The following is a 24,310-nucleotide window of genomic DNA, read 5'->3' on the forward strand; positions in this document are numbered from 1 at the left end:
AGATGTCTATCAGACAGTATCTCGATGGTATCGAGCATCACTTTGAGAAAGGTGGCAAGTGGGAGCGCTGGTACGCGCTGTACGAAGCTGCCGACACTATTTTCTACACGCCCGGATCGGTAACCAAGACAACTTCTCACGTACGTGATGGTGTTGATCTTAAGCGCATCATGATCACCGTGTGGTTGTGTGCGTTCCCGGCGATGTTCTTCGGTATGTGGAATATTGGCTATCAGGCCAACAATTTCCTGGCCGCTAACCCGGACGCTTTTGTAGGCGACGGTGGTCTGCGTACCGCATTTATTCAAGCTCTCGCCGTTACAGGTGCTGGAGCTGGCCTGTGGGACAACTTCGTATACGGGATGGCTTACTTCATTCCGGTATATGCGGTGACCTTCATTGTGGGCGGTTTCTGGGAAGTTCTGTTTGCAACCGTGCGTCGTCACGAAGTAAACGAAGGCTTCTTCGTAACGTCTATCCTGTTCGCATTGATTTGCCCGCCTTCCATTCCTCTTTGGCAGGTGGCTCTGGGCATCACCTTCGGCGTTGTGATCGGTAAAGAAGTCTTTGGCGGTACTGGCAAAAACTTCCTGAACCCGGCGCTGACGGGTCGTGCGTTCCTTTACTTTGCGTATCCGGCTCAGATTTCCGGCGACACCGTATGGACGGCTGTTGACGGTTTCAGCGGAGCGACTGCGCTAAGCGTAGCGGCCAGCGAAGGTATGGAAGTGTTGAACCAGCAGATCGGCTGGATGAACGCGTTCGTCGGGACCATTCAAGGTTCTATGGGTGAAACCTCCACAATTGCTGTGCTGATTGGCGGCTTGGCACTGATCGCCATGCGTATTGCCAGCTACCGCATTGTTGGGGGCGTGCTGATCGGCATGATTGCTATGTCTCTGCTGCTGAACCTGGTTGGATCTGAAACCAACAACATGTTTGCCGTACCGCCGCACTGGCATCTGGTAATGGGTGGTTTTGCCTTCGGTATGATGTTCATGGCAACAGATCCGGTTTCAGCGTCTATGACCAACACCGGCCGCTGGTGCTTCGGCATTCTGGTGGGTGTAATGACCGTCCTTATCCGCGTAGTTAACCCTGCGTTCCCGGAAGGCATCATGTTGGCGATTCTGTTTGCTAACCTGTTTGCTCCGTTGATGGATCATTACGTGGTTCAAGCAAACATCAAACGGAGGCTTGCTCGTGGCTAAAGCTAAAGAAACTGTCTCCAGAACGCTGATCGTTGCACTGGTACTGAGTATCGTATTCTCTGTGGTGGTTTCTACCGCAGCGGTATCGCTCCGTCCGGCTCAGGTTAAAAACCAGAACCTGGACATCAAGTCCAACATTCTGGCAGCAGCCGGTATGCTGGAAACCGGCGCAAGCGCTGATCAGATCGAGGAACGCTTTGAACTGTTCGACGTTCGCCTGGTTGATCTTGAAACCGGTGATTTCGTAGAGCCTTCTGCCGTCGGTGTAGAAGATCCTATGAAGTACGACATGTATAAAGCGGCTTCTGACCCGAAATTGAGCACTAACATTCCATCCTCCGAAGACCAGGCGGGCATTAAGCGCCGCCCGAACATCGCAAAGGTATACACCTTGAGCGAAAACGGAGATCTGGTTCGAGTGGTTCTGCCAGTACACGGATACGGCCTGTGGTCTACCTTGTACGGTTTCGTGTCTCTTGAAGGTGATTTGAATACCATCGAAGGGCTTGGTTTCTACGCTCACGCAGAAACCCCGGGTCTCGGTGGTGAAGTGGACAACCCCCGCTGGAAGCAGCAGTGGGTGGGTAAGGAACTGTACGGCGACGACCCGACCGAGCCTCAAATCAAGCTGGTCAAAGGTGGAGTTGGTGCGGATGCCAAGAACAAAGAGCACAAAATTGATGCTCTTTCAGGCGCCACACTCACCAGCCGCGGTGTTGAACAACTGGTCAACTACTGGATGGGCGACCGTGGCTACGCGCCGTTCCTCAAGAAACTTCGTGAAGGGGAGGTCTGATCATGGCTGAAGCAAGCGCCAAACAGGTTCTTTTCGAACCGATATTCAGTAACAACCCGATCGGGCTGCAGATCCTTGGTATTTGTTCAGCGCTCGCCGTAACCACGAGCATGAGCGTCACCATCGTTATGTGCTTGTCGGTTATTGCGGTTACCGCGTTTTCGAACCTGGCCGTATCGCTGGTACGTACCCAGATTCCGGGCAGTATCCGGATCATCGTACAGATGACTATCATTGCCTCTCTGGTAATCGTGGTAGACCAGATCCTCAAGGCCTATGCCTACGAAATCAGTAAGCAATTGTCGGTTTTCGTTGGACTGATCATTACTAACTGTATCGTTATGGGTCGTGCCGAAGGTTTTGCCATGAAGAATGGCCCTTGGTTGAGCTTCGTGGACGGTATCGGTAACGGTCTTGGCTACTCGGTCATGCTGTTGTTCGTTGCTTTCTTCCGTGAGCTGCTGGGCGCAGGTTCTTTGTTCGGTGTTACCTTGCTGACTCCGGTTAACGAAGGCGGCTGGTACATCACTAACGGCTTGTTGCTGTTGCCACCCAGTGCGTTCTTCATCATTGGTTTGGCGATCTGGGGTCTTCGTACCTGGATGCCTGAGCAGGTTGAAGAGCCGGACTACAAGATGTCCCGTCACACCCATAAGGAGGCGTTCTGATGGAGCACTATATCAGCCTGCTTCTCAAGGCAATTTTCATTGAGAACATGGCGCTCGCGTTCTTCTTGGGTATGTGTACGTTCCTGGCCATCTCCAAGAAAGTTGAAGCTGCTACCGGTTTGGGTATCGCGGTAATTGTTGTACTGACGTTGACCGTTCCGGTGAACAACCTCATTTACAACAACATTCTGCGTGAAGGTGCGCTGGCGTGGGCCGGTCTGCCTGAGGTTGATCTGAGCTTCCTCGGCCTGATCACTTACATCGGTGTTATTGCGGCCATTGTTCAGATCATGGAAATGATTCTGGATAAATACATTCCGGCGCTTTACTCCGCGCTGGGTGTGTTCCTGCCATTGATCACGGTGAACTGCGCCATCATGGGTGCGGCACTGTTCATGGTAGAGCGTGATTACACCTTCAGTGAAAGTGTGGTTTACGGCTTTGGTGCTGGTGTTGGCTGGGCGTTGGCAATCGTTGCCCTGGCTGGTATCCGCGAGAAGCTCAAGTACAGCGATGTTCCGGAAGGCCTGCGTGGCTTGGGGATCACCTTCATTACTGTTGGTTTGATGTCCCTTGGCTTTATGTCCTTTTCAGGGATTTCCCTGTAATTCACCCGGTGATTCGGTTTAACGAAAAGGCGAGACCATGTATACAGAAATAATACTCGGCGTGGTCATGTTCACCGTTATCGTTCTGGCGCTCGTTGCGGTCATCCTCGCAGCGAGATCCAAACTGGTAAGCACCGGTGATGTGACCATCGAAATCAATGACGACCCGGAACACACCGTGAAAACGGAAGCCGGTGGCAAACTGTTGGGCACCCTGGCAGGCAGTGGTATCTTCTTGTCCTCCGCTTGCGGCGGCGGCGGTACCTGTGCCCAGTGTAAGTGTAAAGTTCTGGACGGCGGCGGCGCGATGCTGCCGACTGAAAAGACACACTTCACCAACCGTGAAGAAAAAGAAGGCTGGCGTTTGTCGTGTCAGGTTCCTGTTAAGCAGGACATGAAGATCGAAGTGCCAGAAGAATTCTTTGGCGTGAAGAAGTGGGAATGCGAAGTCATTTCTAACCACAACGTGGCCACTTTCATCAAAGAATTGGTATTGAAGCTTCCGGAAGGCGAGGAAGTAGACTTCCGAGCTGGTGGTTACGTGCAGTTGGAGTGCCCTCCTTACGAAATCAATTTCAAAGATTTCGCTATCGAGGAAGAGTTCCACGAAGATTGGGACAAGCACGACATCTGGCGTTATAAGGCGATCAATAAAGAAGAAACTATCCGGGCCTATTCCATGGCGAACTACCCGGAAGAAAAGGGTCTTCTTAAGTTCAACATCCGTATCGCTACACCGCCTCCTGGCACCGACCACCCACCAGGCATCATGTCGAGCTACGTGTTCAACCTGAAGCCGGGTGACAAGGTTACCGTTATGGGGCCGTTCGGTGAGTTCTTCGCCAAGAAGACAGATGCTGAAATGGTGTTTGTTGGTGGTGGTGCGGGTATGGCGCCTATGCGTTCCCACATCTTTGACCAGCTCAAGCGCCTGAAGTCGAAGCGTAAGATCAGCTTCTGGTACGGTGCACGAAGTGTTCGCGAGATGTTCTACGTTGAAGACTTCGACGGCTTGGCCGAAGAGAACGAAAACTTCGAGTGGCATGTTGCGTTGTCTGATGCACTGCCAACCGATAATTGGGAAGGCCCGACCGGGTTCATCCACAACGTGTTGTACGATAACTATCTGAAGGACCATCCGGCGCCTGAAGATTGTGAGTTCTACATGTGTGGGCCTCCAATCATGAACGCGTCGGTCATCAAGATGTTGAAAGACCTTGGTGTAGAAGATGAAAACATCATGCTGGATGACTTTGGAGGTTAATTAGCTCAAATGACATCCCGCATGTATGAACCCGTCAGGGTGGTTATGGCCAGCGTCATTATGACGCTGGCTGTGGCCGCCCTGGCGGGTTGCTCGTTTCAGGAAGAAGAAAAAGTCTGGGAGATTTCTGGTGGGATCTTCGGGACGACTTATCACATCAATGTCGTATTGCCGGAAGACAACGCCAGGCTTAACGTATTGGCGCAGAGTATCCAGGCGGAGTTGGAGCAGGTTGACAGCGCTATGTCTACCTGGAAGCAGGATTCAGAACTTTCGAAGTTGAATCGAAAACCGAATCAGGCTGACTGGACAACACTTTCCGCGCCACTGTTTGAAGTGATTCAACGTGCCCAGGAAATATCTGCCCAGACGGATGGGGCCTTCGATGCCACCATTGGTCCGGTGGTTAATCTTTGGGGATTTGGCCCGGATGCCCGGCCAGAGCACATTCCCTCCGATGAAGAACTGGAAAACCTGCTGAGTGTCACCGGGTGGGAATTCCTGGAGCTGGACAAAGAATCCTCGGCTATTCGCAGTACACATCCTCAGTACATCGACCTGTCGGGCATTGCTAAGGGCTATGGTGTGGATGTCGTCGCCCGCTACCTCGACAGCCAAGGTGTTCCAGCCTACCTTGTGGAGATAGGCGGTGAGGTGCGTACCCGTGGCCGTAAGCCCGATGGCGAAGTCTGGCGATTGGCGGTGGAGACCCCTTCGGAGCAAGCCCGACAAGTAAATGTGGTGGTGGCGCTGGATCAGAAATCCATGGCAACTTCCGGTGACTATCGGAACTACTACGAATCGGAAGGGCATCGATATTCGCATACAATTGATCCAGATACCGGTAGGCCGATTGAACATCGGTTAGCATCGGTGACGGTGATTTCGGATGACTGCATGACGGCTGATGCATTAGCAACGGCCTTTAATGTCATGGGGTTCGAGCGGGCAATGAGTCTGGCGACCCGAGAAAATATTCCGGCGTATTTTATTGTAAGGGGTGAAGCTGGATTTGACGTGCACAGCACGCCGGCGTTTTCGTCTTACGTTGTCCAGTAAAGGGGGCAGATATGAGTACCTTTTTGTTAGTTTTGGCGATTGTGGTTTTACTGATGGTGGGTATGTCCGTTGGTGTTATCTTCGGCCGTAAGCCAATCAGCGGCACTTGCGGTGGCATTGGTGCACTCGGCATCAGTTCTTCTTGTGATATTTGTGGTGGTAACACCCAGAAGTGTGAAGAGAGTCGTACTGACTCTGCAGAGCCAGCGAAAGCAGAAAATCTGGCTTACGATGCCAGCAAAATTGATAAGTAACAGCAAGCGAACACACACTCAATAATTAAAGCTACGCTCACGAGACGTAGATAAGGAGATACTGCGCGCATGGCAGAACATCATTACGACGTTGTTGTGATCGGCGCCGGCCCCTCGGGTGAAGGGGCGGCGATGAACGCGGCTAAGCACAATAAGCGCGTTGCGATCATTGAAGACAAGGCCACGGTAGGGGGTAACTGTACTCATTGGGGAACCATTCCTTCCAAGGCGCTGCGTCATTCTGTTAAGCAGATCATTACGTTTAACACGAACCAGATGTTCCGGGACATCGGTGAACCTCGGTGGTTCTCATTTCCTCGTGTTCTGCAAAGTGCTCAGAAGGTCATTGGTAAGCAGGTCAAATTACGCACGCAGTTTTACTCCCGAAACCGGGTCGATCTGATTAACGGCCGTGCCGCATTTCTGGACAAGAACCGCTTGGAAATTCGTGGTCATAAATCGGTAGAAACCATCCACTTCAAGCAGGCCATCATTGCAACCGGTTCGCGCCCTTATCTGCCGCCCGATGTGGATTTCCGTCACCACCGGATTTACAACTCCGACTCCATTCTGAATCTGTCTCATACTCCGCGCACCTTGATCATCTATGGTGCTGGCGTGATCGGCTCCGAATACGCGTCAATCTTTGCGGGCTTGGGGGTGAAGGTAGATTTGATCAATCCGGGCAGTCGGCTGCTGTCGTTCCTGGATGACGAGATTTCGGACGCGCTCAGCTACCACCTGAGAAACAACGGTGTGCTGGTTCGCCACAATGAGCAGTACGAAACCGTCAAAGGGGACGACCACGGTGTGGTGGTCACGCTGCAATCCGGTAAAAAAATCCGGGCAGATGCGTTCCTGTGGTGTAACGGCCGCAGTGGCAATACCGATAACCTGGGGCTCGACAAAGTCGGGCTTGAGCCGAACAGCCGTGGCCAGTTGTCGGTAGACGATCATTACCGCACCGAGGTAGAGCATATCTACGCGGTGGGCGACGTGATCGGCTGGCCAAGCTTGGCAAGTGCGGCCTACGACCAGGGGCGTTCAGCTTCTTCTGATGTGGTGCAGGATGAGTACTTCCGTTTCGTGGATGATGTGCCGACCGGCATTTACACCATCCCTGAAATCAGCTCCGTTGGTAAAACCGAGCGCGAGCTGACTGAAGCGAAAGTGCCCTACGATGTGGGGCAGGCGTTTTTCAAAGACCTGGCTCGTGCACAGATTACCGGCGAAGCCGTGGGCATGCTGAAGCTGTTGTTCCACAGGGAAACGCGGGAAATTCTGGGTATCCACTGCTTTGGTGACCAAGCGGCCGAGATCGTACACATCGGCCAGGCCATTATGAATCAGGAAGGGGAGGCAAACTCCCTGAACTACTTCATTAACACCACCTTTAACTACCCGACCATGGCGGAAGCCTACCGGGTAGCTGCACTGAACGGCCTGAATCGGATCTTCTGATTCAGGCCGAGTCCCGGGCGGCCAGTTACGATTCTGGCTGCTCGGTTTCTTGGGCAGTTAAGGTCATTAACGAGTTAGCCCGATTATCGAAGTACATTCGAGTGCTGGTCGGGAAATCGGTGATGATGCTGTCCACTCCCATCTCCTCCAGGCTGAGCATGTCGTGTATGCGGTTTACCGTCCACGCAGAGACGTGCATATTGCGTTTGTGAGCGGTATCGATCATCTCCTTGCTGAGAATTCGCCAATTCGCACAAAAGTATTCGCAGCCCAGAGAGCTGGCTATTTTTAGCGGTTTGGGAAACTTCCGCTCAGCCACCAGTCCCAGACGAATGTTCTTGTCTCGCCGGCGGATTTCACGCAGAAACCAAGGGTCTGTCGAAGTGATGGCTGCTGTTTGATACAGGTTACGCCGCTGAATGATTTCGGTCAGCCGGTTGCACAGAATGTTGAGCCGGTCCCGGTTGTCTTTCTTCACCTCGAGCTGAAGGTGCTCCAGATCTGCCAGTTGATCCAGTAAGGTTTCAAGAGCCGGAATGCCCGTAGGGTGAGGCCACGAGCTGGTGTTTCGCCGGGCATCCATCTGGCTGAGTTCTTGCGCGGTGAATTTGCTGATGCCACCTTTCTGGCCTGTGGTGCGGTCTACGGTTAAATCGTGTACCAAGACCGGTATGCCGTCTTTTGATAATGCCAAATCAAGCTCGAAGTGCCGTACACCTTGACGGTAGGCATGAAGAAACCCGGGCAGGGTGTTTTCAGGGGCCTCACCTTTGGCCCCGCGGTGACCATAAATGATCATTCTGTAGCGTTATCCTTTAATCGTTTGTAGATAGCCTGGCGCTTCTTCCAGGTGTCATGGCATAACTGGATGTCTTCCAGATAGGCCGGTAATTCATTCATTAGAAGGGCCTGAGGGCCGTCTACCAAGGCTTTCTCGGGTTTCGGGTGGAAGTCTACCAGCACCATATTGGCGCCGGCGATAACGCCCTGAGCGGTGGCGTGCATAACATCGAGAATGCCGTCCGGAGAATGCTGACGGGTACCAACGGAATGAGACGGGTCGACGCAGACCGGCATCCTCGTTAGTCGTTTCACTGCCGGAACGTGGGCAAAATCGACCATGTTGCGGTGTGGCTGGCCCGCTTCGGTTTTCATACCGCGCAGACAGAAGATCACGTTGGCGTTACCTTCGCTTGCCAGATATTCCGCAGCATTCAACGATTCATTCAGGGTGATCCCGAAGCCCCGCTTTAACAGAACCGGGTAGGTGCTTTGGCGGCCAATGGCTTTCAGAAGTTCAAAGTTCTGGGTGTTGCGGGTGCCCACTTGCAGCATAACGCCGGTGGGCCGGCCCAGTTTTTCCAGGCAGGTATCAATTTCTTCGATGTGGCTTTCATGGGTGATCTCCATCGCGACCACTTTAATGCCATGCTTACCGGCTTTCTCGAACACCCAAGGCAAACAGCCTTTGCCGTGCCCCTGGAACGAGTACGGGTTGGTTCTGGGTTTGTAGGCGCCCATGCGCGTACATACCTGGCCATTCTCTTCCAGCGCCTTCATCATGATTTCGACGTGTTCAGGCACATCCACGGCACACAAACCGGCAAAGACATTCAAATTGTTCTGGTTAAAGTCGACACCGTTGTAGTTGAACCCGCTTTGGCGATTATCGTCCTTATGCCGCCCCAGAATGCGGTAGTCCTCGGATATCCGGATGGCCCGCTCAACCGCCGGTAACGCCTCGATCTCGTCTTTATCCAGCGGCTTTGTGTCGCCAAGCAGATAGATTTCGGTCAGCCGCTGACTGGCACCTTGAACCTCGTGAACCCGCAGACTCACGCCGGGCAGATTTTCCAGGTAGTGCATGGTCTGGCGGTAAGCTTCGCTATTCAGCTCAGTATTCGGGTGAAGAATGGCTAACATGATGAAATCCTCGATTTAACGGGCGATCACTGGCGCTACCGGCACAAGCCGTAACCTACGCAGCGTTGGCCTGCTGACGTACCTGGTTTTCCAATTCAATCTGGTCGGCTGAGAACCGGCGAATGCCATCGGCCAGCTTCTCGGTAGCCATGGCGTCTTCGTTGGATTCCCATCGGAACAGTTTTTCGTCAACCGGACCGATAACATCACTGCTCGCGGCGGTTTCGGCTTTGAGCTTTTGGGTTAACGGCCCGTTGTCATCCTGGAGCTGCTGCAACAGAGCGGGGCTAATGGTCAGGCGGTCGCAGCCGGCCAGCATTTCAATTTCCCCGGTATTTCGGAAACTCGCCCCCATCACTACCGTGTTGAAGCCGTGGGCTTTGTAGTAATTGTAGATCCGGGTAACGGATTGTACGCCGGGATCTTCTTCGGACGGGTAGCTATCGCGGCCAGAATTGGCTAAATGCCAGTCCAGAATTCGGCCGACAAAGGGTGAAATGAGATGGGCCCCGGCTTGAGCGCAGGCAACGGCCTGCACGAATGAGAACAGCAGTGTCAGGTTGCAGCGAATGCCTTCTTTTTCAAGCTGCTCGGCGGCCAGAATGCCTTCCCAGGTTGAGGCGATTTTGATCAGAACCCGACTGGTATCGACCCCTTGCTGATCGTAAAGTTCGATGATTCGGCGTGCACGCTTTAGCGTCGCAGCGGTATCGAACGACAGGCGGGCATCAACTTCAGTGGATACCACGCCCGGGATAAGCTCCAGAATTTCTTTGCCTGCCAGTACCGCCAGCATGTCGGTTGCCAGTGTCAATTGATCGGCCGAAGAGCCGCCTTGACGGGTGGCCATCATAATGGCGTTGTCCAGCATGGGGCGATAAGCATCCGACGCCGCTGCCTTTAGAAGCAGGGACGGGTTGGTGGTTGCATCTTGTGGCCGCCACTGGGCAATGGCGTCGAGGTCGCCGGTGTCGGCAACCACCGTTGTCATGGTTTTCAATTGGTCTAGCTTGTTCGTCATTCGTGCTGTCGTCCGCATTGATAGTTGTTATTGAAGTGTTCGGCTCCGGAACACTTTAGTAACCTCTACAATAACGGCAGCTTACAACAGGAACAAGACAACTAAAGGCTGTGACCGTTAGTTTTCCAAAACCGCTTCTGGCTCTCGCACTTTCGCAAGTGCTTGTTCCACTACTTCCAGCCCCGAGCCCGGCTTGTTGGCATTTTCACTTAAGTGACGCCGGAATTGCCGGCCGCCCGGCATGCCCAAAAACAGGCCCATTATGTGGCGGGTAATGTGGGTGAGGTAAACGCCGCGGTCCAGTTCTTTCTGAATGAACGGGAACATCGCACGCAGGGCATCGTGGCGGCTGGTGACTGGGGCTTCTTCGCCGAAAAACTCGGGGTCTACTTCAGTTAGCAGCCAAGGGTTATGGTATGCCTCCCGGCCCAGCATGACGCCGTCGGTATGGCGAAGATGGTCGTGGCATTCTTCGATGGTTTTGATGCCACCGTTGATGATGATCTCGAGTTCCGGATAGGTCTGCTTTAAACGGTACACCCAATCGTACTTCAGCGGGGGAATGTCGCGGTTCTCTTTCGGGCTGAGCCCTTCGAGAATGGCAATGCGGGCGTGGGCAATGAACGTGTTGCAACCGGCGGCTGACACCTTCTCGATAAACTCGCACAACTCTTCCCAGGATTCACGGCCATTGATGCCAATCCGGTGTTTAACGGTCACCGGTAGGTTGGTAGCTGCTTTCATCGCCGCCACACCTTCGGCGACCTTATCCGGGTGCCCCATCAGGCACGCGCCGATCATGTTGTTTTGAACCCTGTCGCTCGGGCAGCCCACGTTCAGATTTACCTCACTGAAGCCGTACTCCTCAGCAAGCGTTGCACATTTCGCTAACTCATCCGGATTGCTGCCGCCCAGCTGCAACGCTAGCGGGTATTCAGCCGGGTCGTGGCGAAGAAAGCGCTGAGTGTCTCCGTGAATCAACGCGCCTGTGGTCACCATTTCGGTATACAGAAGTGCGCGGCGACTGAGAATACGCGCCAAATAGCGAAAGTGAGGCGTGGTCCAATCCATCATCGGGGCAATGGAAAAGCGCCGGGATGGCTCTGGCCCAGTGTTTTTGGGAGGTGTTTGATCGATCATTAAATGCTCAGGGTTGCCCGTTTGAGATGACAATTCTATCAGGAAATCGGCCCGATTGATTGAGGGGATGCCCTTAGTCGCAGTGCCTGTGAGAACGATTCAATTTTATTGAACAGTACGGTCAAAACGTTCCGTTTTCATTGTTCATGCCCCGTGACTATGGTGAATCCATCGAACAGCGCAGTTGAATCGAATCAAGAGGAGGTCCTGCAATGATTGAACTTAGACCCCATAAAGAACTGGGCGGAGCGCATCACGGTTGGCTCGACACTCGTCACCATTTTTCATTTGCCGAGTACTACGACCCGAACCGGATGAACTGGGGAAACCTGCGAGTGTGGAATGACGACACCATCGCACCCCATTCGGGCTTTCCGCGCCATCCGCACCGCGACATGGAAATTATCACCTATGTTCGCAAAGGTGCCATTACGCACCAGGATAGCCTTGGCAATCGTGGCCGCACTGAAGCGGGCGATGTGCAGGTGATGAGTGCGGGCACCGGTATAGCGCATAGCGAGATGAACGAAGAAGACGAGACTACACAGATCTTCCAGATCTGGATCATGCCAAACGAAACCGGATTGCCACCCGCATGGGGCGCAAAACCGTTTCCAAAGGGTGATCGAAGCGGCTCGTTCGTCACGCTGGCCAGCGGTTTGCCGGAAGATAAAGATGCTCTTCCGATTCGTACAGATGCTCGTATGGTTGCAGCTACACTGGAAGCGGGCCAGAGCACTGAGTACCGAATTGCTTCTGGTCGAAAGGTCTACCTTGTACCGGCTACAGGCCAGATCAAGGTAAACGGTGTTGTAGCCAATGCCGGTGATGGCGTGGCGATTCGCGATGAAGAGGTATTGACCGTCAGCGCGAACGAAGACAGTGAAATCGTGTTGGTAGATGTGGCGTAAGCAAGGCGACTTGCTTTCACTTGGGGAGAGACTCTCTCCCCGGTTTTAAATTTGCTCTGAAGTTGTATAACGAGACGAAAAAGGGGAATTGAGATGACAAAGGTTCTGGTTCTTTATTATTCCATGTACGGCCATATGGAAACCATGGCTCACGCAGTCGCTGAAGGCGCTCGTGCTGTTTCCGGTGTGGAAGTGACGGTAAAGCGTGTACCTGAAACCATGAATGCCGATGCGTTCGCCGCTGCCGGTGGCAAGGTAGATCAGCAAGCCCCTGAAGCCACGCCGGCAGAATTGGCCGAATACGACGCGATCATCGTGGGTACACCGACGCGTTTCGGTAACATGGCTGGCCAAGTGCGCACGTTTTTTGACCAGACGGGAGGCCTGTGGGCGAAAGGCGCCTTGGCGGGCAAAGTGGCGAGTGTCTTTACTTCTACCGGCACCGGTGGCGGGCAGGAAATGACGATCACATCTACCTGGACCACCTTGGCGCACCACGGCATGGTTATCGTACCGATTGGCTATACTTCCCCGGCGCTATTTGATATTTCGAATGTAAGCGGCGGAACCCCATACGGTGCAGCGACCATCGCAGGCGGCGATGGATCACGCCAGCCGGATGAGCGCGAGCTGGGTATTGCCCGTCATCAGGGTGAGCACGTTGCTCAGATTGCCGCCAAGCTGAAAGGTTAAAGCTCTTTCGAAGATTGCCTTGGCGAAACGCGAAGGAAGGTGTCCGGTTAACTGCCTCACACTGTGCGCAGTTAACCGGCACGTCTTGCTGGTTATATATCTGCAACTGATCTATATCTTTTAAAAGAAGGAGAGCCCACGCCGCGCCTTATGTTTTGAAACGCTTGAACTATGATGTACTTAGACCTTTCGCGATCTTGGGTAGACTGCTCATTGGCTGCTAATCTTCTAAGATCAACGGTAACTTAAAGTAATCATGCTTCTCATTTAAGGCATAAGAATGAATCGCATCCTGGCCGAATTGGCGGATCAGCAAAAAATTCAGGACATGATCGCCAGTCATGAACCTTTCATGGCTATTCTGGCGGAGGTGACAAAAATGGTAGCGCGGGAAATGCCAAGCGCTATTGTCACTTTTATGTTGTTCGATCCAACCGATGAAACGCTCAGTCTGGTTGCAGGCGATGGTCTTTCCGAGACCTATCGCGAGGCCATGCAACGCGTGAAAATTGGCCCACAGGTAGCGTCATGTGGAAGAGCAGCCGCCACACGTAAAATTGTGATAACCCGTGATATCTCCGATGACCCGAATTGGGCCGACTATCGGGGAATTGCTTTAGCAGAGAATTTGAGAGCCTGTTGGTCTATCCCCGTTACGATGACCAACGATACACTTTTAGGCACCTTTTCGACTTACCACCCAACACCTGGAATTCCGACCGATGATCAACTGGTGTTGATCATGAGGGCCGCAGGGCTGTTAGCGTTTGCTTTAGCACGACAGCAAGATCAGCGCGCTCTTCGTATTCAATCACAGCGTTACCAGTCTCTGTTCAATTATCACCCGGATGCTGTTTTCGAACTCGACTTGCAGGGTCGTTTTGTGGCGGCTAACCGCGGCTCCGAAAATATCGCCGGCTTTGCGCAAGAAAATATTCTTGGTTTGCACTTTAATGAGTTCCTTAAAAGTGAACACCATGACATCGCGCAACAAGCTTTTGAGCAGGCGCTCAAAGGTACCCCTCAAAATTACGAAGTTGTCGCCTATAACATTAATGGCGACGAGTATTTGATCGACGTGACCAACCTGCCGATTATCGTAGATGACGAAGTTGTAGGGGTTTACGGGATCGCCAAAGACATTACCAGCCAACGGGAAAGCGAACTGAAGTTACACTTTCAGCGTAGCCACGACCTGCTCACGGGGCTGTCCAATCGCGTGGGTTTTGAATCCAGGCTTGCCGAGGATCTTCCACTGGCGAAGGGGCATGTGGCGGTTTTGCTCATCAATCTCGATGGCTTTGCCTCCATCAATGATGGCTTGGGTCACGCAGTTGGGGACCGTTTGCTGCAGGCTGTGGCCAAGAGATTGGTGGACGGTTTGGAACCCGGAGATTTTCTTGCCCGATTTGCCGGTGACGAGTTCGGAGTGTTGTTGACAGAACGAAACCGTGTAGAGCAAGCGCTGCCAGTGGTAGAAGGGCTGTTAAGTTTGTTGGCGAAGCCGTTTGTCATTGATGAACATGTGGTGCATGTCAGTGCCAGCATTGGAGTAGCGCTTGGGCGGGCCTCATCCAAAAACGCCTGCGGCCTTATTCAGCATGCGCATTTAGCCGTGCGAGAAGCCAAATCGCAGGGGCGTAACACCTGGGAGTGGTACGTCGGTGATGTGGATTCAACAGTTCGCGAACATATTGAACTGAGGCGAGAGCTGCTTGAGGCGGTAGAGCAGAACCAGCTGGTGCTTTTCTACCAGCCGCTGGTGGATGCAGTGACCAGCGAAATGACATCGTTGGAAGCGCTTGTGCGATGGAGGCATCCCGAACGTGGCATGGTGCCGCCAGGGGATTTCATTCCTCTAGCAGAGCGCACAGGGCAAATCATTGATCTGGACCGCTGGGTGCTGCGGACGGCGTGCCACGACTTGGGGCGCATCAACGCGGGCCGCGAAGAGCCGCTCTCGGTAGCGGTAAATATCTCCCCTGTGCATTTCCGTCGCAACGGATTCTTTGATGAAGTAAAACAAGCTCTTGATGAAAGCGGGTTGAGCCCGGAGAAGCTGGAACTGGAAGTTACCGAAGGTTTGATGATGGCTGGTTCCGAGAAAGCGATTGAGCTGCTCCAGAACATTCGGAATCTTGGTGTCAGGGTGGCTATAGACGATTTCGGAACCGGTTTTTCAAGCTTGAGCTATTTGCGGCAGTTGCCAATCAATAAAGTAAAAATAGACCGGAGCTTCATTCATGATATCGATACCGGCCGGGAAAACGCCGCGATTGTAGAAGGTATCATCACCATGGCCCATCATCTTGGATTGGAAGTGGTGGCTGAAGGTATTGAAACGGACTCACAGCGCAGTGACCTGGTAAAGCGTCGTTGCGACATACTGCAAGGTTTTTATTTCTCCCGGCCGGTGCCTCTGGAAGAGCTTCTTAAGCTGCCTCAACAACTACCGGAAGCGTAAATGCCGTTGAGAAGGGCCACGGGGTGCAGAACACCAGACTGCTCACCGTGTATTCGCTGGTTTTCCTTCGTCGTTTTGGTCGTCAGTTTATTGCTGCCGCTTCGAGCTGCCGCCCTCGACTGGGCCTTTATTCTAGAGAAGGGGGTGATAGACCTAACGTTGCCAGATACCCGATCGGGTGATTGGCAAATGAAGGGAATCCACGTCAACCTGGGCGGAGTGAATCTCGCCGTAAACTTCGCTGGTATTGGTTCTCTGGCGGAGCGAAGCACCGTTTCGGGAAATGTCAGACTGCGCGTGGCGGAGCTCAAACACCCGCAGCTTAAAACGCAAGGGTGGCAGTTTGAGGGCAGGGCGACTGGCACCTTGGCGGACCTGACTCTTCAAGGCCGGGTGCGTGCAGACTCTGGTCTGGTAGCGGATGTGGTGATCAGGAACGTCACCGGAGAATTCCTTGCGGGCCGGTTCGTACTGAACCTGAGCGGTGAGCAGATCCAACAAGTGCTGGCCGCAACGCTGGCCGATTGGCCGGAACTTCTCGAAGTTTCCCGCGGCGAAGTCCGCTCCGTTTCAACCGTGCGTATAGAGCCTGATACCCCGTTCGCCCTTGAAAGCCAGTTTGAGCTTGAGGGGGTTAGTGGGCTGATTGGCACTACTGCCGTTACCGACCTGCATGGCCAATTGCGGGTAAGCTTGGAAGAGGGCCAGATTACCGCCCGCACCAGCGACCTGACCATCGCTAAGATTAACTCAGGTATTGGCATCGGGCCACTGCGTTTATTTGCCGACTATCGGGCGCCGCTGGCCGAATTGTTCGCGGGCGTGCTTAACATCCAGCAGGCAACCGCCGAGTTTCTGGATGGACGCGTGCGAGTGGCTCCCCGCAGCATCGACTTATCCGAAGACCCCTGGTCGTTGCCTATCGAAGCCTATGACGTTTCACTGGCCAAATTGCTGCAGGTGTACCCCGCTGAAGGGCTTTCCGGAACGGGCCAACTGACAGGGCGCATACCGGTGACGGTTGGCTCCGCGGGTATTGAAGTGGCGGGGGGCAGAATGGCCGCCGAATCGCCCGGCGGCATCCTGCGCCTGCCCGCCGAGCGCCTGAAAGCGATGCTGGGTAGCAGCCAGGGGATGGAGCAAGTAGTGGAAGCTTTGCAAAACTTTCACTACAAGGTGCTCAACAGCACGATAGACTACGATAGTAAGGGGAGATTGGTGTTGGGCTTAAGGCTTGAGGGCCAAAAAGCCAGCGATCGCAGGGAGCAGCCCATCGTGCTCAATCTCAATCTTGAAGAAGATATCCCGGCCCTGTTAACCAGCCTGCAGTTGAGCGGCAGGGTCAACGAAGCCGTAACGGAACGCGTTCGGGAGCGACTGAAGCAAACCGGACAGGAGACAGCACCATGATCAATGTATCGCGGCTGCGCCGGCCGCTTGCGATCACCACCTTATGGTTGGCAATCTTGCCAGTAGGGTTAATCGCCTGCACACCAACGGTGCAAATGGCCGCACCCAAAGAACCGATTACCGTAAACCTGAACGTAAAGATCCAGCACGAAATCTACGTAAAAGTGGATAAAGACGTGGATGAACTGTTCAGCGAAAAAGGCCTGTTCTGATACCAAGCAGGCAATCTCAAAAGCTGAGCAAGGAGGTTAACGATGAAACAACTGACACAACTGAGTGCCATTCTGTTGGCCATGGTTCTCGCTATCCCGGCGTTGGCTATGGAGCTGGATGAGGCCAAAGACAAGTTGGAGTCTGTAAAACAGCAAGGCTTGGTGGGCGAAACCCCAACCGGTTATCTGGACGTTGTTCGCGCAACAGGCGAAGCTCGTGAGGTGGTTGAAGCCATTAACCAAGCCCGCCGCAATGAATACACACGCATTGCCGAAAAACACGCCATACCTGTTACCCAGGTGGAAACCGTTGCCGGTAAGAAAGCGATCGACATAACCCCCAGCGGCCAGTTCGTGCTGATTGAGGGGCAGTGGGTGAAGAAATAGAATCTCCTTTTTCGGGACATCGGGACATCGGGATTGAAAGGCGAGTTTTATGCACAGCGATTGGCTGATTGGAATCGACTTGGGCGGCACCAAAACCGAAGTCATCCTGATGGACCGGCAAAGCAACGAACACTTCCGGCAGCGGGTGCCGACACCGGCCGGAGATTACCGCGCTACCCTTGAAACCATTCAATCGCTGGTGCTGGCGGCCGAGGTAAAAGCCGGTGTAAGCGGTTTGCCCGTGGGTATTGGCATTCCCGGAAGCATTTCCGGTATTACGGGCCAGGTGAAGAACGGCAACTCCACCTGGCTTAACGGCCGGCCGATGAAAGACGACTTGAGCGCCCTGTTGAAACGGCCGGTAACCGTCACCAACGATGCCAACTGCCTGGCACTATCCGAAGCGACCGACGGGGCCGGCAAAAGCCACAACGTGGTATTCGCCGCCATACTGGGCACCGGATGCGGTGCCGGAGTCAGCATTAATGGCCGCCTCCTCACCGGCCCTAACGGCGTAGCGGGTGAGTGGGGCCACAACCCCTTAGCCTGGACCCCGCAAACCGAATTGGAGCAGCGCCCGTGCTTCTGCAGGCGCTATGGCTGCAACGAAACCTTCCTGTCTGGTACCGGCCTATCACTGACCCATCAATTCCTGCACGGCCACAACGCACCGGCCAAAACCATCACCGAAAACGCCCTCCAAGGTGATAAAGCTGCGAACGAAACACTGAACCACTACCTAGAGCACTTAGCCCGAGGCCTGGCGGCTGTGATCAACGTGCTAGACCCAGACATTATCGTGCTGGGCGGCGGCATGAGTAATGCCGAGCAAATCTACCAAGAATTGCCGAAAAGGCTGCCGAACTACGTGTTTGGTGGCGAATGCGACACGCCCGTGGTGCGGGCAGTGCATGGGGATTCCAGTGGGGTGCGTGGGGCGGCTTGGTTGGGGGTTTCCGGCTGACCTAGCGAGTCCTTGCCAGATTGTACTGAAAGACTTGGCTTCCTATACATAGAAGGCTAATGTTTCACCAAACAGCTTTATCATAAAAATGTTGACGACAATGGATGTCGGAACCTCCTTGTACCTGGTTTCCATTTAACTCATCTCATGTCGTCCAATTCATTGGTAAAAGGTCGGGTTTTACCGCCTTTGCACGGATTTGAGACTATGCAGCAAGCAGGAATCTACGAGCAGCTAATTACCCAGCTCATTGAAAGCCGTTTAGATCGAGATAGATTCTTTGTCGGTGAACGACAGCTAAGTAGCGCCGAAGCATCCGTGTGGTTGTCTCGCTTTCTAACTGGGATTCTAGAGTTTGCTGTTGAGTCAGTTCCAGCAGGAGACGATCGTTTACACAAGCAGATTGAGCTATCCAATCAGCTGATTATGTGGTTGAAAAGCCGAATTCAGGATAATGGCTTTCTCGAAGAGAACCTTCTGGATAGCCAAGGGAAAATCCTGACAGCTCTTTATGAGCTAGAAAACCCAGTCGCGGCTAACCTTAAGCAGTATGTTGAAGACATATTCCCCCTCACAGGTCTTACCCAAAGTGAGCTCTTTTCCGGCAGTAATGCGGGCTTATCGCTTGAGTCAGAGTTAAAGCGAGAAATTCTTTCTGCCGATAAGATTTATTGGCTGGTGTCGTTTATAAAGTGGGCTGGGATTCGTATTTTTAGGAAAGAGTTAGAAGCGTTCACCGCCAGTGGTCGGGAGCTCAAGATCATTACGACCTCCTATATGGGCGCAACAGACGCAAAAGCCGTTGAGTATTTGGCCGGCTTGCCCAATACGGAAGTGAAACTAAGCTACAACACCGAGCGTGAAAGGCTTCATGCGAAAAGCTATTTATTTCTCCGAGATTCAGGGTTTCATACGGGGTATATCGGGTCATCAAACCTCTCTCGTTCTGCGTTGACCAATGGCCTTGAATGGAACCTCAAAATAACCTCTCAGGAAATTCCGCATATCATCACCAAGTCCCTCAGTACGTTCGAAACTTATTGGGCATCGGAGGAGTTTGAGCAATTTGATGGACTGGCTGAAAGCGCAGAGAAACTGAAGCGAGCGTTAAAACAGCAGAAAGGAACGTATGAACCCAATTCGGCACATTTCTTTGAGATAACACCGTTTCCCCATCAAAAAGAAATTCTTGAACAGCTCACGGTCGAGCGGAATGTTCACCAACGTTTTCGAAATCTTGTAGTGGCAGCTACGGGTACTGGTAAGACACTGATTTCAGCTTTTGATTTCAGCAGATTCTTAAGGGCCAAGCCTGATGCAAAGTTTTTGTTTGTTGCACACAGAGAAGAAATCTTGAGGCAGGCCCGTGAAGCCTTTCGTGGAGTGCTAAGGAATAGTGCTTTTGGTGAGCTCTGGGTTGGTGGGCAGAAACCTGACCATTACCAACAATTATTCGTGTCGGTTCAGACTTTAAATAATCAACTCGATCAGCTCCAATTAACCTCAGATTTTTATGATTACATTGTGATTGATGAGGTACACCACATTGCCGCATCAAGCTATCGAGCGTTACTTAAGAGCTTCTCCCCAGCAATACTCCTCGGGCTGACAGCGACACCAGAGCGACATGATGGTGGGGATATTCTCAGTGATTTTGGTGGCGTGATTGCGGCTGAGCTTCGCTTACCGGAAGCAATCAACCGTCGTCACCTTTGCCCATTTCAGTACTTTGGAATCGATGACGATACTGACCTTCGCAGCATTCCTTGGAGTCGCGGGCGTTATGACGTAGCGCAACTAACAAACCTGTACACGCATAACCAAAGCCGAGTACAGAAAATCTTAAGGAGTTTGCAGGAGATCGTCACGGATTTGGGAGATATGAAAGCTTTGGCTTTCTGTGTGAGCCGTGACCATGCGAATTTTATGGTCAAGCAATTTCTGTTACATGGCATTAAGGCAGATGTGTTGACCAGCGACAACAGTGATGACCGACATCAAAAGCAGCAGGATATTCGGTCAGGGAAAATCAACGTGTTGTGCGTTGTCGATATATTCAACGAAGGCGTTGATATTCCGGAAGTGGATACCCTTTTGTTTTTACGGCCAACAGAGAGTTTGACCATATTCTTGCAGCAGCTTGGTCGCGGTCTTCGCCTTTCAGAGGGGAAGGATTGCTGCACGGTATTGGATTTCGTGGGTAACTCTCGGCCAGAGTACGATTTTGCTAATAAGTTCCGAGCACTGGTAGGTAAGTCTGAGCGTTCGATCACGGAAGAATTAAAGCAGGGTTTCCCTCATGCACCATTAGGTTGCCGGATTGAGTTGACCAAGAAAACTCAGGAAATGGTGTTACGAAACATTCGGCAGGCAACTCTGACGCTGACACGGCTTGTGTCCATGATTCGCCAGTTCCCTCAGCATTCGACGCAGCCGTTGACGCTTCGGAATTTTATTAATCATCACCCTCATATTAATTTGAATGAGCTGTATAAACGGGGTAGTTGGTTAGAGCTCGTGAGCAAGGCCAGTGATGAGGTTGTGGTACATGCCGGCTCCTTCAAGCTGATGAAGAAAGGAATCTTCAATCGGATTTTGACGGGCGACGACCACCAATACTTATTGTTCCTTAAGAATCTGTGTGATTCAGATTTTCAGTTTGAAAACGACGATCAGCGCCGTGCGTTGATGTGCCATTATGATTTCTGGCAGAAGTCTGGTTCGGATCTGAAGTTTGAGTCGCTGACGCAAAGCCTAAGCAAACTCAGCAAGATGGGGCTGTCTAAAGAGTTGTCTTACGTGCTGGATTGGAAATTGGCGCGCACCAAGCATGAGCAGCCAACTATGCCAGACCTGCAGCAAGTACCTCTGAGATTACATGCGCGTTATTCCAGAGAGCAGATTTTGGTTGGGTTTGGAGCCATCACGTTTGGGTACCAGCCTCCTTCACGAGAAGGTGTTTTCGTCATTCAAGATCAGAACATCGAACTTCTTTTTGTAACCTTAGACAAAAATGAAAAGCAATTTTCTCCAACCACTATGTACCACGATTACGCCATAAGCGAGCAGTTGTTCCATTGGCAGTCACAAAATAGCGCTCGACCTGATCGTGGTAGGGGGAAAGATTACATTCAACACAGTGCGATAAATAAACGAGTCTTCTTGTTTGTGAGAGAGCAAGCGAAAGATCAGTACGGCCGAACCGTGGGGTTTGTGAATTATGGTGAGGTTGACTATGTATCTCATACGGGCTCACAACCTATGAGCATTACATGGAAACTTCGCACGCCAATGCCAAACTTTATGTGGCAGCAGGCGGCAAAATTGGCGGTAGCATGACAGTCGCTTCTTACAATCATAACGCTCAGCATTTTTTTGACCAATACCAGTCGTTGACCTTCGAGCAAGTTCATAGCGATTGGTTTCCGCTATTAGAAAAGCAAAATGGCCTTGTTTTGGACGTTGGTGCCGGTAGTGGTCGCGATGCTTTGGCGTTAGCCGAACGGGGTTGGGATGTGCTGGCGGTTGAGCCAGCTTTAGAGCTACGTCGGTTGGGTGAAGAGTTAACGGCCCATAGCAGTGTTCAGTGGTTAGCTGATTCGCTTCCCGATTTAAGTGAGGTCCGTAAGCTAAGTTATCGTTTTGATCTGATTTTGGTGTCGGCTGTCTGGATGCATTTGGCGCCCAGCTCTCGGGAGAGGGCGTTTCGTATTCTCACCGAACAGTTAGCACCCGCTGGAATGTTGGTTATTACCCTCCGCCATGGCCCAGGCGATAGCGACAGGCAGTTCTTCGAGGTGAGTAGGGCCGAATTGGACAGTTTTGCCCGTCAGCGAGCTGTTATGCCAGTACCTGCTCTGCAAGCACCCCGTGCTGATGAATTAAAGCGTCAGGATGTGTGGTGGGAAACGGCGGTATACAAGTTGCCCGATGACGGAACGGGAGCGCTGCCCACGCTGCGTCACGTCATAGTCAATGACAATAAGGCTTCAACGTACAAACTCGGATTGCTTCGAACTCTGGTTCGAATTGCTGACGGCGCCCCGGGCCTAGTGTTGAATCGCACCGATGATTGGGTAGAAGTTCCGCTTGGTGCAGTTGGCTTATTTTGGATTATGCTGTACCACCCATTGGTACTCCGTCATCAATTGAGGCAATCCCCCGGCAAGCTTGGGTATGGTTTTGCCAAGGACGATTTTTTTAAGCTTCAGAAATTCGCGCCTCTCGATTTCAGGGTGGGTATGTCCTTGTCGGCTGAAGTAGCTCCCATTGTGCTCAGAGCTATTCGCGATGCCTGTGCCAATATCCTTAAAAATCCAGCGCATTTTACTACCTGGCCGGGAAGTAACCGCCCGATTTTTGAGGGTGGCTCTCAGCGCATAGCCATCAAAAGTGAGTCCGTTCGGCTAGATAAAGCTACCTTGGCTCGTTTTGGCACTTTCCGGGTTCCGGTGATGCTATGGGATGCGTTCAGTCGATACGCCTGTTGGGTCGAACCGGCGATCGTGAATGAATGGATTGGTTTGATGAGCAGCTGGGAAGTTCGCTATTCAATGGATGTGTATCACCAGGGGTTGCAATGGGTAGAGGGCCGTCGTGATACATCTACTGTTCGCCATATGGTGGATCTTCAACTGCAGACGGGTAATGTCGAATGCATTTGGACTGCCAAAAGCCTTAAGGGGCGGAGGTTTGAAGTGGATCACTGTTTCCCATGGTCACGATGGAATAACAATGATCTATGGAATCTAATGCCTGCAACTCACACAGCTAATGCGGCTAAATCTGAAAAGCTTCCTGCGGACTCGCTCCTTAGACAGGCACGACCGCGAGTTTTGAGTTGGTGGGAACGAGCCATTCTTGGCACGGAAAGAGAAGCCCAATTCTTCTCTGAGGCAGAAGCTGCACTGCCTTTGTTTGGGCAAGAGAGAACAGCCGAGGGAGTGTTTGAGGGTATGCTACAGCAGCGACTACGTTTGAAGGCAAACCTGCAACTCTCAGAGTGGTTAGGGGTTTAGAGAGCTGATTGTTTCACAGTGATCGTTCAGGGCACTTCTCTTGCACGAATGGATTCATTAAATCGTACTGCCTTTATTGTTGCGTACCCCACTCCCCCTGCCGCTCCCGAAAATCCTCCAAAATCTCCTCCTTGATACCTTCTTCCTCAAGCTGCTTCAGAACCTCAGGCAGGGCGTTGGCTAACTTCCAATGGCGCCGGTTCAGGTAGTGGTAAAGATCATAGGCCGCCAGGGGCTCTTCAATAATGTGAATGTTGGCCAGATCCTTTTGTTTGAGTGGTGAAAACTGAGCAACAAAGGTAAACAAAGCAACGTCCACCCGTTTCGATTCAAGAAGACTAAGAGCTTGAGCGTTGCTGTTGGCGTACACGGGGATCATGCCCATATTCTGGGCAGTCAATTCCGAGATGATAATGCCTCGGCGTACCGCAACGGCGCGTGATGGCTCCGGGGGCAGGGCCAGAAAATGTTCTTCGTTTTTCCGCACGACCGCTTTCAAGGTGCCATGGAGTAGCGGGTGCTCAACGCGAATAAGATTAGGGTACAGCTGGGCTACGCGTTTAATCCGGAAAAGGTCGCCATCCACCAGCCCCGTTTCGGCCATCATCAAGGCTCTGCGTGATGGAGTGATGAGTATGGAAGCATCTACGCCTAGTCGTTGGTAGGCCTGTTTGAGTATGGCGAAACCCGCCGCTGTGGTTGGTTCGTCAAAGATTGCTGTGATCTTGATTTGATCGGATTGTTCTGCAACAGTACCAGCAGGCAGCATTAGTAACGCGGCCAGAATCCAAGCATAAAACCTTTTAATGGTGAGCATGGATGCATCACTCATTCGGCGTGGTCGGC

Annotated in this window: 22 protein-coding genes; 17 read left to right on the forward strand and 5 right to left on the reverse strand. The window is 52.5% G+C overall.

Annotated features, from left to right (window positions below):
* Positions 1 to 2: 2 nt before the first annotated feature.
* From DOQ08_RS02910 to sthA, 8 genes are all read left to right on the forward strand, one after another.
* On the forward strand, positions 3 to 1,211 hold the full coding sequence (locus DOQ08_RS02910; RefSeq protein ID WP_114333389.1) for an NADH:ubiquinone reductase (Na(+)-transporting) subunit B: 1,209 nt from the start codon (positions 3 to 5) through the stop codon (positions 1,209 to 1,211).
* Positions 1,204 to 2,007 (forward strand): Na(+)-translocating NADH-quinone reductase subunit C, encoded by an 804-nt coding sequence (locus DOQ08_RS02915; protein ID WP_114333390.1) that lies wholly within the window; start codon positions 1,204 to 1,206, stop codon positions 2,005 to 2,007. Before DOQ08_RS02910 ends, DOQ08_RS02915 begins: the two co-directional genes overlap by 8 nt.
* A 2-nt stretch (positions 2,008 to 2,009) precedes the next feature.
* A complete protein-coding gene (locus DOQ08_RS02920; protein ID WP_114333391.1) occupies positions 2,010 to 2,675 on the forward strand; it encodes an NADH:ubiquinone reductase (Na(+)-transporting) subunit D in 666 nt (221 codons plus the stop codon).
* A complete protein-coding gene (nqrE, locus tag DOQ08_RS02925) occupies positions 2,675 to 3,283 on the forward strand; it encodes an NADH:ubiquinone reductase (Na(+)-transporting) subunit E (protein WP_114333392.1) in 609 nt (202 codons plus the stop codon). The genes DOQ08_RS02920 and nqrE overlap by 1 nt, the downstream gene beginning before the upstream one ends.
* Before the next feature lie 37 nt (positions 3,284 to 3,320).
* Positions 3,321 to 4,547 (forward strand): NADH:ubiquinone reductase (Na(+)-transporting) subunit F, encoded by a 1,227-nt coding sequence (gene nqrF, locus DOQ08_RS02930; RefSeq protein WP_114333393.1) that lies wholly within the window; start codon positions 3,321 to 3,323, stop codon positions 4,545 to 4,547.
* Between the two features lie 9 nt (positions 4,548 to 4,556).
* A complete protein-coding gene (locus DOQ08_RS02935; RefSeq protein WP_114333394.1) occupies positions 4,557 to 5,606 on the forward strand; it encodes an FAD:protein FMN transferase in 1,050 nt (349 codons plus the stop codon).
* 11 nt (positions 5,607 to 5,617) lie between these two features.
* A complete protein-coding gene (nqrM, locus tag DOQ08_RS02940) occupies positions 5,618 to 5,860 on the forward strand; it encodes a (Na+)-NQR maturation NqrM (RefSeq protein WP_114333395.1) in 243 nt (80 codons plus the stop codon).
* 69 nt (positions 5,861 to 5,929) lie between these two features.
* Positions 5,930 to 7,321: a Si-specific NAD(P)(+) transhydrogenase gene (sthA, locus tag DOQ08_RS02945; RefSeq protein ID WP_114333396.1), complete on the forward strand. Its 1,392-nt coding sequence runs from the start codon at positions 5,930 to 5,932 to the stop codon at positions 7,319 to 7,321.
* Positions 7,322 to 7,346: 25 nt separating this feature from the next.
* Here sthA and DOQ08_RS02950 read toward each other — a convergent pair whose 3' ends face one another.
* The 4 genes from DOQ08_RS02950 to dusA all read right to left on the reverse strand — a co-directional run bounded on the left by DOQ08_RS02950 (position 7,347) and on the right by dusA (position 11,405).
* Positions 7,347 to 8,120 (reverse strand): glycerophosphodiester phosphodiesterase, encoded by a 774-nt coding sequence (locus DOQ08_RS02950; protein ID WP_114333397.1) that lies wholly within the window; start codon positions 8,118 to 8,120, stop codon positions 7,347 to 7,349.
* Complete coding sequence (locus DOQ08_RS02955) at positions 8,117 to 9,244, reverse strand: 3-deoxy-7-phosphoheptulonate synthase (protein ID WP_114333398.1); 1,128 nt, start codon at positions 9,242 to 9,244, stop codon at positions 8,117 to 8,119. Before DOQ08_RS02955 ends, DOQ08_RS02950 begins: the two co-directional genes overlap by 4 nt.
* A 55-nt stretch (positions 9,245 to 9,299) precedes the next feature.
* Entirely contained in the window at positions 9,300 to 10,265 is a 966-nt protein-coding gene (gene tal / locus DOQ08_RS02960) for a transaldolase (protein ID WP_114333399.1), read from the reverse strand.
* 117 nt (positions 10,266 to 10,382) lie between these two features.
* Positions 10,383 to 11,405, reverse strand: coding sequence for a tRNA dihydrouridine(20/20a) synthase DusA (gene dusA / locus DOQ08_RS02965; protein ID WP_114333400.1), 1,023 nt, complete (start codon positions 11,403 to 11,405; stop codon positions 10,383 to 10,385).
* A 212-nt stretch (positions 11,406 to 11,617) separates the two neighbouring features.
* Between dusA and DOQ08_RS02970 the strand changes: the two genes are divergently transcribed.
* From DOQ08_RS02970 to DOQ08_RS03010, 9 genes are all read left to right on the forward strand, one after another.
* The gene (locus DOQ08_RS02970) at positions 11,618 to 12,316 is read left to right on the forward strand and encodes a pirin family protein (protein ID WP_114333401.1); all 699 of its coding nucleotides are present in this window, start codon (positions 11,618 to 11,620) and stop codon (positions 12,314 to 12,316) included.
* A 93-nt stretch (positions 12,317 to 12,409) separates the two neighbouring features.
* Positions 12,410 to 13,009: an NAD(P)H:quinone oxidoreductase gene (wrbA, locus tag DOQ08_RS02975; RefSeq protein ID WP_114333402.1), complete on the forward strand. Its 600-nt coding sequence runs from the start codon at positions 12,410 to 12,412 to the stop codon at positions 13,007 to 13,009.
* 280 nt (positions 13,010 to 13,289) lie between these two features.
* Entirely contained in the window at positions 13,290 to 15,473 is a 2,184-nt protein-coding gene (locus tag DOQ08_RS02980) for a bifunctional diguanylate cyclase/phosphodiesterase (protein ID WP_114333403.1), read from the forward strand.
* 189 nt (positions 15,474 to 15,662) lie between these two features.
* Entirely contained in the window at positions 15,663 to 16,883 is a 1,221-nt protein-coding gene (locus DOQ08_RS02985) for a YdbH domain-containing protein (RefSeq protein WP_165823593.1), read from the forward strand.
* A complete protein-coding gene (locus DOQ08_RS02990) occupies positions 16,880 to 17,095 on the forward strand; it encodes a YnbE family lipoprotein (protein ID WP_114333405.1) in 216 nt (71 codons plus the stop codon). Before DOQ08_RS02985 ends, DOQ08_RS02990 begins: the two co-directional genes overlap by 4 nt.
* A gap of 42 nt (positions 17,096 to 17,137) precedes the next feature.
* A complete protein-coding gene (locus DOQ08_RS02995; RefSeq protein ID WP_114333406.1) occupies positions 17,138 to 17,482 on the forward strand; it encodes a YdbL family protein in 345 nt (114 codons plus the stop codon).
* A gap of 49 nt (positions 17,483 to 17,531) precedes the next feature.
* Positions 17,532 to 18,446, forward strand: a complete 915-nt coding sequence (locus DOQ08_RS03000; protein ID WP_114333407.1) for an ROK family protein — start codon at positions 17,532 to 17,534, stop codon at positions 18,444 to 18,446.
* A 207-nt stretch (positions 18,447 to 18,653) separates the two neighbouring features.
* On the forward strand, positions 18,654 to 21,785 hold the full coding sequence (locus tag DOQ08_RS03005; protein WP_114333408.1) for a DEAD/DEAH box helicase: 3,132 nt from the start codon (positions 18,654 to 18,656) through the stop codon (positions 21,783 to 21,785).
* A complete protein-coding gene (locus tag DOQ08_RS03010) occupies positions 21,719 to 23,464 on the forward strand; it encodes a class I SAM-dependent methyltransferase (RefSeq protein WP_227537461.1) in 1,746 nt (581 codons plus the stop codon). Before DOQ08_RS03005 ends, DOQ08_RS03010 begins: the two co-directional genes overlap by 67 nt.
* Positions 23,465 to 23,537: 73 nt before the next feature.
* On the opposite strand, the gene DOQ08_RS03015 is transcribed toward DOQ08_RS03010, so the two are convergent.
* Positions 23,538 to 24,296, reverse strand: coding sequence for a type 2 periplasmic-binding domain-containing protein (locus tag DOQ08_RS03015; RefSeq protein ID WP_114333410.1), 759 nt, complete (start codon positions 24,294 to 24,296; stop codon positions 23,538 to 23,540).
* Between the last annotated feature and the right edge of the window lie 14 nt (positions 24,297 to 24,310).

The organism is Marinobacter litoralis, assembly GCF_003336705.1.
GTDB classification, from domain to species: Bacteria; Pseudomonadota; Gammaproteobacteria; order Pseudomonadales; family Oleiphilaceae; genus Marinobacter; species Marinobacter litoralis.